A 12920-nucleotide genomic window follows, 5' to 3' on the forward strand; every position below is an offset into this window, starting at 1 on the left:
CACCGAGCCTCAGAGCAGCGCTTGTTCCGATGGGCGATGTATTCGCGCTAACAATGGAAAGACAGAGCAATGCCCTGCAGAAGGGTTACTGAATGCCGAAGAAAAAGCCGGAAAGTAAAGTAGCCGCGACGGCTACTGCTAATGAAATTGAGCACGCCATCCAAGCCCTGAACAGAATGGCTGAACGCCTTTGGGGAGATGGTCGAGAGATAGAGGCGAAAGCCCTCCTTGACGCCCTGGATTCTCTAAACAGGGCACTGGACCGGATCAGGATTGGTGAAAGCCGCAGGGTTGTGACTCTTCATTGAAGACAGCCATGCACACCTTTTTGGATATGGACATTCAATGAAAAGCACCCGGTTTTTTATCTCCCTTTCATGCGCCGTAGTCGTTTCTTTGCTGAGCGGCTGTGCGGCCTCCGTAAAAAGCGGCGGCACTGAAGCGCTGACGATTGAAGAGTCCGCCAAGACGAACCTGGTGGTGAATATTCAGGGGAACGGCAAGGTCCGGCAGAACGAAGACTGGATTCGCCTGCGGCAAGAATGGAATGAAGCCCTGAAAAATGAAGCTGACCGCGCTGGATACCACCTCACTGAGTCGCATGTAGCGAACCCCGCAGAGAAAGAGGGGGTGGGCATCAAGATCAACGTTACGAATTTCCGGTATCTGACACCAGGTTCGCGTTATGTCGCTGGCGTGATGGTCGGCAACGCTTGGATTAACTCAAGTGCAGATTACTCAGATCTGAAGTCTGGACGCTTGATCGGGACCCGGACATATGACACCTCTTCATCTGCTTGGGGGGGGGTTATGTCAGCTATGACTCAAGAGCAGGTAGAGGCTATTGCGCAGCAAATCATAAGCGACATCAAGAGCGCAAAGGCTAAGTAACCTGGCGTGGCGAAGATCTGTGCTGTTCCGGCTGTGCAATGGCCGCTGATGGCAACGATTGTTTCAATAAAAAAGTGAATTAGCGGTGGTGGAAGTGACCGGCGCGCTATGTCGCGCCGGTTGAATCCAAAGCCGATAGCTGCCGCAGGCGAGTGAGTTATGCCCAGATGCATGTGTTCTCAGTTTTTTGGCTCGCCTTGTTCCACCATGGCGCGCCATTCCTGGACGCTTGATCGCTCGTTCATTCTGGCATGCCATGCATGCAATGCTTCACATCCATCAGGTATAGGCAGTTTCACCAGCGAGGCGAAAATCATGCCGCCCAGTACTGCAATGTCGGCCATCGAAAATGCATTGCCCGCCACAAAAGGCTGATTTTTCAGGACACTGTTGAAATAGTGCATCCCCCTTACGGCCTTATCCCGCATCCGCTCACCCCATTCAAAGTTCTGAGAAAGCTCGACATCCGGCCCAAGCCCTGGCGTCGCGTGATGGAAGTACGCGCTGACAGCGTCCAGAAATTCAATTTCCGCACGTTTGGTCATCATATGGATGATGCCTTTTTCAGTGGGCGTTTTACCGGTGAGCACAGGGCTGTCATCCAGAACATCCAGGAACTGAGTGATAGCGGTGCACTCCGCGATGAGCGTACCGTCGGCCAACTCCAGGACGGGAAGTGTTCCGGAATAGTTGATGGCGAGAAACGCTGGTTTCTTGTGCTCGCCTGTCCATAGATTGACCGGTACAAACTCGATCCGGGACAGCAGGCCTTTCTCTGCTAACGCGATTCGCACCCGCGCCGGGTAGGGCCCGTTGTACCAGTCGTAAATTTTCATCATTGGGAATTTCGACGCGTCGGAGTGATGCTGCTGAAAAGTCATGATTTATTTACCTACCTATCAAGTGGTAGGCAGAGATTGGGCGCTTGTTCCTGCGCTGTCAACAACTACCTACCAGATGGCAGGTTATGAAATATGCGAGTAACATCGCGCGAAATCACCCCATCAATCAAAGAATCGAGGAATGAAAACGTGAGCGAAAATGCCCGGGAAGCCATATTGGAAGCGGCCAAAGGGGCGGCTCAAACCCACGGCTACAGTGGGATCAATTTCCGAAGTATTGCTGATGCGGTGGGGATCAAGAACGCAAGCATCTATTACCATTTCGCGAGCAAGGCCGACCTCGGCGCCGCAGTAGCCAGGCGATACCGGGAGGACACTGTCAGTGTTCTGGAAGCCCTGCGCGGTGAACACCCCGATCCGATTCGCTGCCTGCAGGCGTACCCGGGTATCTTTCGAACATCTCTGGAAAACGGCAACAGGTTGTGTATGTTCAGCTTCATGGCTGCGGAACACCAGGACCTGCCCGAGGAGGTGAAGAGTGAAGTGCTGGCGTTTGCAGACATCAATGTGGCGTGGCTGGCAAAAGTACTCGCTGAAATCGGCCTGGGCAGCATTGAAGTGTGCGAGCGACGTGCCCGCGCCATTTACACCGCCGTGGCTGGCGCTCAATTGATTGCCCGAACTCGCTTCGATATCGGTTTATTCGACGAACTGGTTCAGAGCTATCAAGAGGCGGGACTCCTTCCAGCCTGACCGAAGGGGTGAAAGCAGTACGTCACGAATGGCTGCTCGCCGAACACCGCGCCACTCCCTTCCGACGGTTGGACTTTTCCTCGAGTTGGATGGCGAAATCCATGGCCTCTTGGTAGCTGAAACGGTAGGCCCAAGTCTTGCCAGTGTAGCGCTCGACGACCTGGAAGATGCCGAGCTGCAGGGTCACCACCTGGAAGCGAACACCGCGGCGCGACTTCAGTCGATTAGTGCGCCGGAAGAAATCGATGCGTGTTGCGTTGGAGCGGACGAGCAGGGCGCCGAGCTCTTCGATACGCTGCAGAAAGGATGGATGCATGTCTGATCCTCGAAGGGGGAGCATGTATTCGTAAGCACTCGTACCGCTAGCTGCTCGTCCATGGATGCAGAGCTAGTTCTGACGGATAAAGGTAGTCGTAAAAAAGCCATATCGAAACCTGACTCTTCTTTATGCGACACACGGACTTCTTCGCGACCCCTAGTGTTTTCTCTCACAACCCCTGCTGAGCCTGCACGGATCGACGGCGAGAAGGGCGAACGTCACCCTCTATCTATTCGAGGCAGACTCCAGGCGTTGTGGGCAAGCTATCGAGAAATGCGGCAATCTGCCGGGTGCCGCGTAAGTGCACCGTAGAAATGTGCGGGCCTATGGCCAGGCGCACCGCCTCGATACCCGGGCGATAGCCACGATCGAAATTCCACACGAAGTTCAGGAAGGTCAGGAATGCCCGGTCGAGTTTCTCTGTACAGCCTGCTGCAAGGTCAGGGCGAGGGCGGTTCATTACGCTGCGTATGATCACCCGGGTGAAACAGGTGAGCCGCGACGTATCGAGCCAGATGATCAGGTCGGCACGGGACAGGCGCAGGTCGAAGGTTCGCCGCGCATAGTTGCCTTCACAAATCCAGGCATCCGGTGCGATCGCTTCGCGGACCCGTGCGCGGAACTGCTCGGCGTCGGGTTCGACCCAGCCGGGCTCCCAGAACAGCGTGTCCAGGTGCACCACGGGCAGGCTCAGGCGCTTGCCGAGGGCGCGGGCGAGGGTGGATTTGCCGCTACCGGCATTGCCCAGAATTACAATCCGTTGCATGAGGACTTCCTGTCGCGAAAAAAGCCGGCGATTGTGCAGGTTTTGGAAGGCCAGTTAAAGGCTGATCGATGGGTTATTCAGGGCGAGACAGTTGCTGCAAATAAGCCTTCGGTGAACACCCGGTTTTTTGCTTGAAGCAACGGTAGAACGTGGACAGCGAGTTAAAGCCTGAGGCGCTGGCAATCTCGTCGATGCGTGAGGCGTGGCGTTGCGCATTCAAGCGTGAAAGGGCTTCATCCAGGCGCAGCTGATTCAGTAGCGTATAAAACGTTTGCCCCCGAACCTGATTGAGAAAGAACGAGATCTGGTTGCGTGTGTAGCCAGTCGATGCCGCGACATAAGACAGGTCCAGCCGTGGATCGAGGTAGGGCTTGGTCTGTTCGAAGTACTGCTGCAAATCATTGGCAAGCGCCCCGACCTGACGGGCTGATAATCCCAAACGACTGACCGCCTCAGCGCTAGAGGCCGGGCGGGTCAACGTTGAGGCATGACCGACCAATATCGCGTGTTCGTTGACTTTAATGATCAACCCGTCCCGTACCGACAGCGCTTCAACAGTGCGGAATGAAACAAGACCCTCGCTGCCATTGAGCGTCACCCGGTACTGCAGGAACGCGGTGTCGCCATCGATGCGCAAGCGATCGGTGTAAATCTGAAACTCTTCTGATCCCACCGGCATGCTTGCCGCGAGATAGTCGCGCAATTGCGAGTACTCGATGGTCCGGTTCTGGAAAAAATCGTTGTACTCGATGGCCGGGTGATAGAGCGCCATCACCGCGTCCAGGTCACGCCGCTTCCATGCCTCGTGATAACGCACCGCAACTTCATGAGTCTGTGTGCTCGAAGGATCCGCCAGGAAGGTTGGGGTGGTGGGTAAATCAGGTACTTCCACGACGAACTCCAGGGTGCAGATCAGGGCAAAGCCCAGAGTATTCCAGAAGCCGTACTTTTCCGCCCGTGTCCGCTGCGATGTTTGCCTGCCCGTTGTGCCTGTGAAAGCGTCGGGTATTGCTTTAGCGTCAGCCCAAGAATTTTACGGAGCATGAGCGCATGACACTTCCCATCGCGAACCAGTCCCTGGCGGACGCTCGGCCTTATCCTGTCTGGCAGGAAACACGAACGCCAGCGGCCGCCGCGCCAAGGCTCACGGGTGAAGTGACGTGTGATATTGCGATTGTGGGCGGCGGATTTGTCGGGCTATGGACTGCGTTGATGGCGCGTCAGCGCTGGCCTGAAGCAAGCATCGTTGTGCTTGAAGCCGGGCAGTGCGGTGGCGAGGCGAGTGGGCGCAATGGCGGGTTTTGTGCGCCGAGTATTTCCCACGGTGTTTCCAATGCGCTGAAACGTTGGCCCAAGGAAGCAGAGCAACTGGTGCGACTGGGCAGGGAAAACCTGGTGGCATTTGAGGAGGATCTGCAGCGCTATGACATGGACGTAGCGTTTGAGCGCTCCGGAAAATTGAATGTCGCGAGTCAGCCCTGGCAGGTTGAAGGGCTAAGGTCGATGCAGCGTAACTACGAGCGCTTTGGCATCGCCTGCGAATTTCTGGATGGCGAGAGGCTCAAGTCGCACCTCGACTCGCCGGCCTATGTTGCGGGCGTTTTCGAGCCCAATTACGCGCTGCTGAACCCGGTGAAGATGGTCGCGGAACTACGGCGCGTGTGCCTTGCACAAAGTGTGCAGCTGTTCGAGCATTCGCCGGTGACCGCATTGCATCAAGATCGCAATCATCAGGTACTGGAAGCCGGTCTGGGCTCTGTCAAAGCGGCCAAAGTCGCACTTGGCACCAACATCGCGCCGCCGTTGCTGGGGGCGCTGAAGTCCAAGGTCATTCCCATTTATGACTACGCATTAGCGACTCAGCCGCTCGGCGATGCTCAGCTGCGCGCCATCGGTTGGGTCGGCCGCTATGGGATTGCCGACAGTGGCAATCAGTTTCATTACCTGCGCAAGACCGAAGATAACCGCATCCTCTGGGGCGGTTACGACGCCATCTATCACTTCGGGAGCCGGCGCGACGAGGCGTTGACGCAACGTCCGGAAAGCTTTGCGACATTGGCTCGGCAATTTCAATCGGCTTTCCCGGCGTTGGCGGACGTCACGTTCAGCCATGCCTGGGGCGGCATCATCGATACCTCCGCGCGCACCACCCTGTTCTGCGGCACTTCGTCTGACGGCTGCGTTGCCTACGCCCAAGGGTTCACGGGGCAGGGTGTGTCCGCCAGTCGTTTCGCGGCACTGACCATGCTCGATTTGCTCGAGGGAAAATCTACCGAGCGCACGAAACTGGCAATGACCTCGACAGCACCTTTTCCGTTTCCCCCCGAGCCCCTGCGTTATGTGGGCGTGTCGCTGGCGCAGCGCTCACTGGCCCGAGAAGACCTTTCCGGACACCGCGACTGGCTGCTCAAAGGGTTTGATGCGCTGGGTATCGGTTTTGATTCTTGAACTGGAGTGAGAATGACCATGACCATGAGAAACCCTGATCACATCATCGATTTCGCCAACCCCGATTTGCCCGTCGTCGAGTTCGAAACCAGCGATCCCGAAGTGGTCGACACCCCGTATCGCAGCCGTAGCTGGCGGCACTTTGTGGCGCCGGAGAAAAAAGCGGTCGCAGGCATCTGGGAAGCGCCGGAGCACCTCGAGCGATGTGAGTGCGACTACGACGAACTCTGTCATTTGCTCGAAGGACACGTTCGTCTGACCGACAGCAATGGCGTCAGCCAGGAGTTCAAGGCCGGCGCCACGTTTGTGGTCGCCGCGGGCTTCAAAGGCACCTGGGAAAACCTGACGCCGGTGCGCAAAGTGTTCATGATCCTCCGGGGCTGATGCTTGTAGGAGCAAAGCTTGCTCGCGAAGGCGATTTTCAGTGAATAAAGCTGCGACTGACCTACCGCTTTCGCGAGCAAGCTTTGCTCCTACAGGGCTGCGTTCGCTTCAGTGTTGGGGAGCGCCATGATCGCCCTTGCTGCAATGTCAGTGCCGCGAGTCGCCTGCATATTCTTGCTGAACGCTTCGAGGCGCAGTTTCATCGACTGATCCGCCAGCAGCTGTTCGAGAGCGGCAGGAAGCGCGGACAGTGGATCGGCAAAGCGTGGCAAGTAGCGGCCGACGCCGACTTCCTCGGCGCGTACGGCATTGTCATGACCGTCCCAGCAGTAAGGAATGATCAGTGACGGCAAGCCGAAGTACAGCGCTTCGCAGAAACTGTTGTTGCCACCGTGGTGGACGAACAACTGACACTCTCTGAGCACGGCCGGCTGTGGAAACCAGCTGTCCAGATACACGTTGTCCGGGACGGTGGTGTACATGTCCCGATAGGCGCCAACGTTGATGAGAAAGCGATAGGGCAGGGTTTCGATGGTCCCGATCAGGCGCTTCATCATGTCGGTGTCGGCGGCACCGAGGCTGCCGAAGCTGATGTAGATCAGCGGCGCGTCGTTGTGCCGTGGGAAGTCGGGAACGATGTAAGGCGCCTCGCGGCGTACGCAACCGTCGAGGTACACATAGCGCTGCGGATCCAGCTGCGACTGGCGTTCATAACGCACTGGCGTCGGCGACAGCAACAGGTTGAGCCAGGGTGAATCGTTGAGGAACTGGCCAGGTGGGCAAGGCGCCGTTCCGTTGTTTGCGAGAAACTGCGAAAAGCGTTCATGGGCCGGTGCTACGGCTTTGCGGTAATGCACGGCAAAACGTTCGCGGGCCTCCGCGTCGCTGGCCAGGCAACCCGACAAATACGGCGGCACGGCGGCATCCGGCAGTTCGGTTTCAGCACAGGAGACCATCCGTACCCACGGGCATCCCGCGTTGGCGATAGCGGGGAACATGACCACGTTGTCGAGGACGATGACGTCCGGCTTAAGGCGCCCGAGCAACTGTTGCAGCGGCTTTTCCGCTTCAATCGCGGTGTCGATAATGGCTTCCCAGGCCGGCGCCACATAGCTGTCGATCTGCGCTAGCGGAGTCTGGTCGAAGTAGGGAATGTTGCGCTCGATAAAACGCTCCCAGTAATGCTGGTGTTCCGCTGCCGACAAGGGGCTGGCTTGTGGAATCGGGTACTCATCGAAGCCGTATTCGGCGAAAAGCCCTTGAAAATGTTCGTGGCAGATAAAGACCGGTTTTGCTCCCAGCTCACGCAGCGATTGGGCGATGCCAATGCAGTTCAAGGCCGCGCCGAAACTGGCTTCCGGAAACAGAGCGATAAGTTTTTGTGTGTGCATGGCGAGGACATCCAAGGCGGGTACAGCCCGCCGTGCCTGAAGATGATTGGATGCTGTCTTATTTTATAAAAAAAATCATCATGTTTTTTGAGCTGTTCAGCGACGCCCGAACAACTGGCCTTGCGGGATGCCGCGGTTGGCAGTTTGCGGGCGCTGGGCGGCGCTCAGGCGCAGGTGCAGTCGCAACAGGTCGGCGGCGATCTCCAGCTGTCCGCGCTCGATGTGCGCGATGATTTGCAGATGTTCGCGCAGGGCTTCCTGGAGGCGGTGCACGCTGACCGTCGGAAGCAGGTTCGGCAGGCGCCGCAGGCTTTGGTGCTGGAGCAGGGCGTCACCGATAAAACGATTGCCGCAGCTCTGGCCGAGCAGTTCGTGGAAGCTGATATCGAGTTCGCGAAATTGCTGGATATCGAAATGCTCTACGGGGCTCGAGAGCAAGGTTTGCATAGCGCTTCGCAGTAGCGCCAAGCGTTGTGGGTCGGCGTTGAAGTTTGGGCTGAGCAGGGCTTCCGGCTCCAGAATCAACCGGAATTTGAGGCTTTCTTCGAGGGCGGCGAGGCTGTTCAGCGACGGGCGAAACAGCCAGGACTGGCCGGGGCCGCGCTCGATGGCCTGGCTTTCACTCAGTTGTTGCAGGGCTTTTTGAGCGGCTGGCCGACCGATGTCGTAACGACGCATCAGTTCGCTGATGCTGATGCTGTCACCGAGGCGTCCGGCCATGCGGTCGCGCAACACCGAGGTCGCCAGCTCTTCTTCCTCGGCTTGTGGCAATGCGGCATTGAACGCCTGGCCGGTCGGCGGTGCGATCAGTCGATAGCCTTTGCCGGCCTCATGACTCAGCAGGTTTTCTTCCAGCAGTACTTTAAGTGCGCCACGAATCAGTGTGCGTGACACCTGGAATGTCCGCGCCAGCGCTTGCTCGGCGACCGGATCGCCGGCCACCAGCCCGGTTTCCTGGGTGTGCTCCAGAATCCGGCGGGCGAGTTCCAGGTGGTTGGTGCGGGGTTTCTTCTCGGGTGTTGTGCTCAAGCGTCTATCTCTTTTGGGCGCGTCGACTCAGGTGCTCATCTTATGCCATGCATCGCAAAACCGTCAGGCGCAAAAAAAACCGTTGACATCGAATCGTGCTGGTCCTAATTTCTAAAAAAAAACACAAGCAATCGTTTCTCTTTACACCGTACTGCCTTCGAACACAAAAATAATCAATCGTCGGGTGAGTATTATGAGAAAGCTGAAAGGCCTTATGTGTCTGGGATTGAGCGTCTCCCTGGCGATCGCTTCACAGGCTGCAAGTGCAAAAGACATGGTGATATCGATCTGGGACGGCTACATGGCCCCGGATGCGCTGGACACGTTCAAAGCGGCCAGCGGCGTTGACGTCGACAAGGCGTTGCACGCGACCAACGAAGAAATCATGGGCAAGCTGATGGCGTCTGGCGGTGAAGGCTATGACGTTGTGTTTGTCTCCTCTCCCTTCGCCGAAGTCTTGCACAAGCAAGGTCTGCTGGCAGACATCGATCCCGTCAAAGTCCCCAATCTTAAAAACCTCTATCCCGAAGCCACCCAGCTGGAATATGACCCGGGCAACCATTTCTCGGTGCCGTACACCTGGGGCACGACCGGGATTTGCTACCGCTCCGACAAGGTCGCACCAGCGCCGGTAAGCTGGAACGAACTGCTCAACCCGAGCGATGCGCTCAAAGGCAAAGTGACGATGCTCGCCACGGACCGCTGGATGCTCGGCGCCGGGTTCCTGGCCAAGGGCTGGTCAGTCAACGACAACGATCCCAAACAGATCGCCGCCGTCCGCGATCAGTTGATCGCTACCAAGAAACGCATCCTCTCCTTCGACGACACCACCTTTTACTCCAAGCTCGCTTCCGGCGAATCGCTGATGGCGCACGCGTGGGATGGCTGGTGCAACTACGGCACCCAAGCCAATGCGGCCATCAAGTTTGTCGTGCCCAAGGAAGGTTCCGACCTTTGGGTGGACACCATGGTCGTGCTGAAAAGCTCGAAGCATCAGGAGGAGGCGTTCAAGTTCGTCAACTTCATGCTCGCCAGGGAAAACCACGTCTGGGTGGCTGAAAACATCCTCTACAAAATCCCCAATCAGGCCGCAATGGCCGGTTTGTCCGCTGACCTGCTCAAGCAATACCCCAACTTGACGATCGCCCCGAGCGAGCTGTTGAAGATGGAACAGTTGCGCGATCTGGGTGGCACTACGCAAAAGGCCTACACCCGGGCCGTCACCGAAATCATGGCAGCACAGAACTAAGAACTAGTTCGCATCGATCCGAGGCATGTCCCGCATGCCTCGCCACGCTCGCACGCCGCCTCCGTTCCGGGGCGGGAGGATATGGGTAATGAGTGCTTTGCATGCTGACAGGCGCCTGTCGGCCTGGCTTCTTGCGCCCGGCTTTGGCTGGCTGCTGACCTTTTTGGTGATTCCGTGTCTGCTGGTGCTGGTCTACAGCTTCGTCGAACGCGGTGCCTACGGCGGTATCGACTGGCTGTTTACTTGGGAAAACTACCAGCGCGCGTTCGATCCGCTGTACCTGGGCATCTTGCTCAAATCGGCCAAGATCGCCGGTCTGGCGACGGTGTTTGCGGTACTGATCGGCTACCCGGCCGCCTACGCCATTGCGCGTGCTCCGCGGCGCCGGCAAGCGGTGTTCCTGTTTCTGGTGATGCTGCCGTTCTGGAGCAATTACCTGATCCGCACCTACGCCTGGATCGTCCTGCTGAATCGCGAAGGCTTGATCAACCGGATGCTGCAGATGTTCGGCTACAGCGGCGAACCGATCAGCTTGCTGTACACCGAAGCGTCGGTGGTGCTGGGCCTGGTCTACAACTACATTCCGTTTGTGATCCTGGCGATTTTCTCTTCGCTGTCACGGATCAACAACGAGCTCTGGGATGCGTCGAAAGACCTTGGTGCCTCGGGCTGGATGACTTTTCGGCGGATCATCCTGCCGCTGAGCGTTCCCGGTGTTGCGGCCGGTGCCGTGTTTGTCTTCGTCCTGAGCATCGGAAACTTCATTACCGCCGACCTGTTGGGCGGCAAGCAGGTGCAGATGGTCGGTAACCTGATCTACTCGCAATTCCTCACGGCGAGGGACTGGCCGTTCGGTGCCGCGCTGAGCTTCTTCCTGATCGCGATCATGCTGATTCTGTTGTTCGTTCAGGCATTGGTCGCCCGTCGTGCAGAAGGGGGCCGCGCATGAGCCAGTCACGTTCGGTTGGCGGCACGGTGCTCGGCACGCACCTGGGATTGGTGTATGCCTTCCTTTATGTGCCGATCCTGGTGTTGATCCTGCTGTCGTTCAACAAGTCCGGTTTGCCCACGGCGTGGGGCGGCGTTTCGCTGAAGTGGTACGTGGCGCTGGCGCGTAACTCGGCCATTTTGTCGGCGGCACTCAACACCTTGATCGTCGCGCTGTCGGCGACATTCATTGCCTGCGTACTCGGGACGTTCCTGGCGCTGGGCATCGAGTTGCGCCGCAAGGGCAATGACAAGGGACAAGTCGTCGACACCTTGTTGATGGCGCCGATGATCATTCCCGACATCGTCCTGGCGATTGCGCTGCTGAGCTTCTTCAACCTGCTCAAGGTTGGGCTGGGCCTGCACTCGATCATCATCAGCCACGCCGTGTTCAACATCGCCTTCGTTTGCGCAGTGGTGCGCACGCGGTTGAAGCACTTCGACTATTCGATTCTCGAGGCCTCGATCGACCTGGGTGCGAGCTGGTTCACCACCTTTCGCCGGGTGCTGCTGCCGGCGATATTCCCCGGCGTGCTGGCGGGCGGTTTGCTCTCGTTCACCTTGTCGGTGGACGAATTCATCATCGCCTTTTTCAACTCCGGTTCCGGCCAGGCGTCCACCACGTTGCCGATGCAGATCTACGCCATGATCCGATTTGGCGTCACCCCAGAAATCAACGCTCTGGCGACGCTGGTGATGCTCGTCAGCATCACTGCGCTGCTGGCTTCGCAGCGTCTCAACAAGGCTCCTCGCACCCATGAATAATTCATCTGCGGTACTGATCCTGGACAAGGTCAGCAAGTCTTATGGCAACGGTCTGGCGGTCGACGAGGTGTCGCTGAACATCCGCGAGAACGAGTTCTTTGCGCTGCTGGGGCCGTCCGGCTGCGGCAAGACCACGCTGTTGCGCATGCTCGCCGGTTTCGAAACACCCAGCGCCGGCTGCATTTATCTGGATGGCAAAGATATCTCGCCGCTGCCGGCCAACAAGCGTCCGTTGAACCTGATGTTCCAGTCTTACGCGCTGTTTCCCAACATGACCGTGCGCAAGAACATCGCCTACGGGCTGGAGATGGAGCGTCTGCCTGAGTCGGAGATCCGTCGCCGGGTCGATGAAGTGTTGAGCACTGCGCAGCTCGGTGAGCTGGCGGAGCGTAAACCGGATCAACTCTCCGGTGGTCAACGTCAGCGTGTCGCACTGGCGCGGGCGCTGGTTAAACGGCCGCGGGTGTTGCTGCTCGATGAGCCGTTGGGCGCACTCGACAAAAAGCTTCGGGAAAAAATGCAGCTCGAACTCAAACGCCTGCAACTCGAGAGCGGCATCACTTTCATCATCGTCACCCACGATCAGGAAGAAGCGTTGGTGATGTCGGACCGCATGGCCGTGCTCGATGGCGGCAAAGTCTGCCAGTGCGGCAGCCCGACCGAACTCTACGAAAATCCCAACAGCCGGTTTGTTGCCAACTTCATCGGCGTCAGCAACCTGTTTGAAGGTGTGCGTTCGGGCGAGCGCACGGTGCGCGTCAACGGACAGGAGCTGACCGTCGAGACCGACGCACCGTTGATCCCGGGCCAAAAAGTTGCCGTCGTTGTTCGTCCGGAACGTTTACAGGTGCTGGCGGAGGAGGGCGACGATTACTGCGCCAATCGGGTGACCGGCAACATCGTCGAAATCGCCTATCACGGCCTCGACACCAACGTGCATGTGCAAACAGCGCTCAGCGACAAGGCCTTGATCGTCCGGGTGCCGTCCTCGCAATTCGAATTTGCTCATTTTGCTATCGGTATGAGCGTCCGGCTCGGCTGGCAGGCTCGCCACGCCCGTGTTCTGACGCGCTGAACAATAAAAAAAGACCAGGCA

15 protein-coding genes are annotated in these 12920 nt (G+C 57.8%); 9 read left to right on the forward strand and 6 right to left on the reverse strand.

The genetic code is table 11. The features are described 5' to 3' along the window. The first annotated feature begins 92 nt into the window (after nucleotides 1–92). Together PMI27_RS0229875 and PMI27_RS03970 are read left to right on the forward strand one after the other, a co-directional pair. Nucleotides 93–308, forward strand: coding sequence for a hypothetical protein (locus tag PMI27_RS0229875; RefSeq protein WP_033053546.1), 216 nt, complete (start codon nucleotides 93–95; stop codon nucleotides 306–308). A 37-nt stretch (nucleotides 309–345) separates the two neighbouring features. Beyond that, nucleotides 346–891 (forward strand): DUF4410 domain-containing protein, encoded by a 546-nt coding sequence (locus PMI27_RS03970; RefSeq protein ID WP_008145684.1) that lies wholly within the window; start codon nucleotides 346–348, stop codon nucleotides 889–891. A gap of 179 nt (nucleotides 892–1070) precedes the next feature. Here the strand turns inward: PMI27_RS03970 and PMI27_RS03965 are convergent, their stop codons facing one another. Next, complete coding sequence (locus tag PMI27_RS03965) at nucleotides 1071–1772, reverse strand: glutathione S-transferase (RefSeq protein ID WP_008145685.1); 702 nt, start codon at nucleotides 1770–1772, stop codon at nucleotides 1071–1073. Nucleotides 1773–1922: 150 nt separating this feature from the next. On the opposite strand from PMI27_RS03965, the gene PMI27_RS03960 reads away from it, so the two are divergent. Next, complete coding sequence (locus tag PMI27_RS03960; protein ID WP_008145687.1) at nucleotides 1923–2486, forward strand: TetR/AcrR family transcriptional regulator; 564 nt, start codon at nucleotides 1923–1925, stop codon at nucleotides 2484–2486. A gap of 22 nt (nucleotides 2487–2508) precedes the next feature. Here the strand turns inward: PMI27_RS03960 and PMI27_RS03955 are convergent, their stop codons facing one another. From PMI27_RS03955 to PMI27_RS03945, 3 genes are all read right to left on the reverse strand, one after another. Continuing rightward, a complete protein-coding gene (locus PMI27_RS03955; RefSeq protein ID WP_008145689.1) occupies nucleotides 2509–2802 on the reverse strand; it encodes a hypothetical protein in 294 nt (97 codons plus the stop codon). A 232-nt stretch (nucleotides 2803–3034) separates the two neighbouring features. Next, nucleotides 3035–3571, reverse strand: a complete 537-nt coding sequence (locus PMI27_RS03950; RefSeq protein ID WP_008145690.1) for a hypothetical protein — start codon at nucleotides 3569–3571, stop codon at nucleotides 3035–3037. Between the two features lie 73 nt (nucleotides 3572–3644). After that, nucleotides 3645–4463, reverse strand: coding sequence for a nuclear transport factor 2 family protein (locus PMI27_RS03945; protein ID WP_008145691.1), 819 nt, complete (start codon nucleotides 4461–4463; stop codon nucleotides 3645–3647). Between the two features lie 158 nt (nucleotides 4464–4621). On the opposite strand from PMI27_RS03945, the gene PMI27_RS03940 reads away from it, so the two are divergent. Both PMI27_RS03940 and PMI27_RS03935 read left to right on the forward strand, forming a co-directional pair. After that, nucleotides 4622–6019 carry an NAD(P)/FAD-dependent oxidoreductase gene (locus PMI27_RS03940; RefSeq protein ID WP_008145692.1) on the forward strand — a complete coding sequence of 466 codons (1398 nt, stop codon included), beginning with the start codon at nucleotides 4622–4624 and terminating at the stop codon, nucleotides 6017–6019. A 24-nt stretch (nucleotides 6020–6043) separates the two neighbouring features. Then, the gene (locus tag PMI27_RS03935; RefSeq protein WP_238545916.1) at nucleotides 6044–6403 is read left to right on the forward strand and encodes a cupin domain-containing protein; all 360 of its coding nucleotides are present in this window, start codon (nucleotides 6044–6046) and stop codon (nucleotides 6401–6403) included. A gap of 89 nt (nucleotides 6404–6492) precedes the next feature. Here PMI27_RS03935 and PMI27_RS03930 read toward each other — a convergent pair whose 3' ends face one another. Both PMI27_RS03930 and PMI27_RS03925 read right to left on the reverse strand, forming a co-directional pair. Then, a complete protein-coding gene (locus tag PMI27_RS03930) occupies nucleotides 6493–7794 on the reverse strand; it encodes a nucleotide disphospho-sugar-binding domain-containing protein (RefSeq protein ID WP_008145694.1) in 1302 nt (433 codons plus the stop codon). Nucleotides 7795–7890: 96 nt separating this feature from the next. Beyond that, a complete protein-coding gene (locus PMI27_RS03925) occupies nucleotides 7891–8823 on the reverse strand; it encodes a GntR family transcriptional regulator (protein WP_008145695.1) in 933 nt (310 codons plus the stop codon). A 193-nt stretch (nucleotides 8824–9016) separates the two neighbouring features. On the opposite strand from PMI27_RS03925, the gene PMI27_RS03920 reads away from it, so the two are divergent. The 4 genes from PMI27_RS03920 to PMI27_RS03905 all read left to right on the forward strand — a co-directional run bounded on the left by PMI27_RS03920 (nucleotide 9017) and on the right by PMI27_RS03905 (nucleotide 12899). Next, a complete protein-coding gene (locus PMI27_RS03920; RefSeq protein ID WP_008145696.1) occupies nucleotides 9017–10072 on the forward strand; it encodes a polyamine ABC transporter substrate-binding protein in 1056 nt (351 codons plus the stop codon). Nucleotides 10073–10160: 88 nt separating this feature from the next. After that, complete coding sequence (locus PMI27_RS03915) at nucleotides 10161–11021, forward strand: ABC transporter permease (RefSeq protein ID WP_008145697.1); 861 nt, start codon at nucleotides 10161–10163, stop codon at nucleotides 11019–11021. Then, nucleotides 11018–11824 (forward strand): ABC transporter permease, encoded by an 807-nt coding sequence (locus PMI27_RS03910; RefSeq protein WP_008145698.1) that lies wholly within the window; start codon nucleotides 11018–11020, stop codon nucleotides 11822–11824. Before PMI27_RS03915 ends, PMI27_RS03910 begins: the two co-directional genes overlap by 4 nt. Next, a complete protein-coding gene (locus tag PMI27_RS03905; RefSeq protein ID WP_008145699.1) occupies nucleotides 11817–12899 on the forward strand; it encodes an ABC transporter ATP-binding protein in 1083 nt (360 codons plus the stop codon). Before PMI27_RS03910 ends, PMI27_RS03905 begins: the two co-directional genes overlap by 8 nt. Nucleotides 12900–12920 lie beyond the last annotated feature (21 nt).

Origin of the sequence: Pseudomonas sp. GM41(2012) (assembly GCF_000282315.2) — a bacterium.
GTDB lineage: Bacteria > Pseudomonadota > Gammaproteobacteria > Pseudomonadales > Pseudomonadaceae > Aquipseudomonas.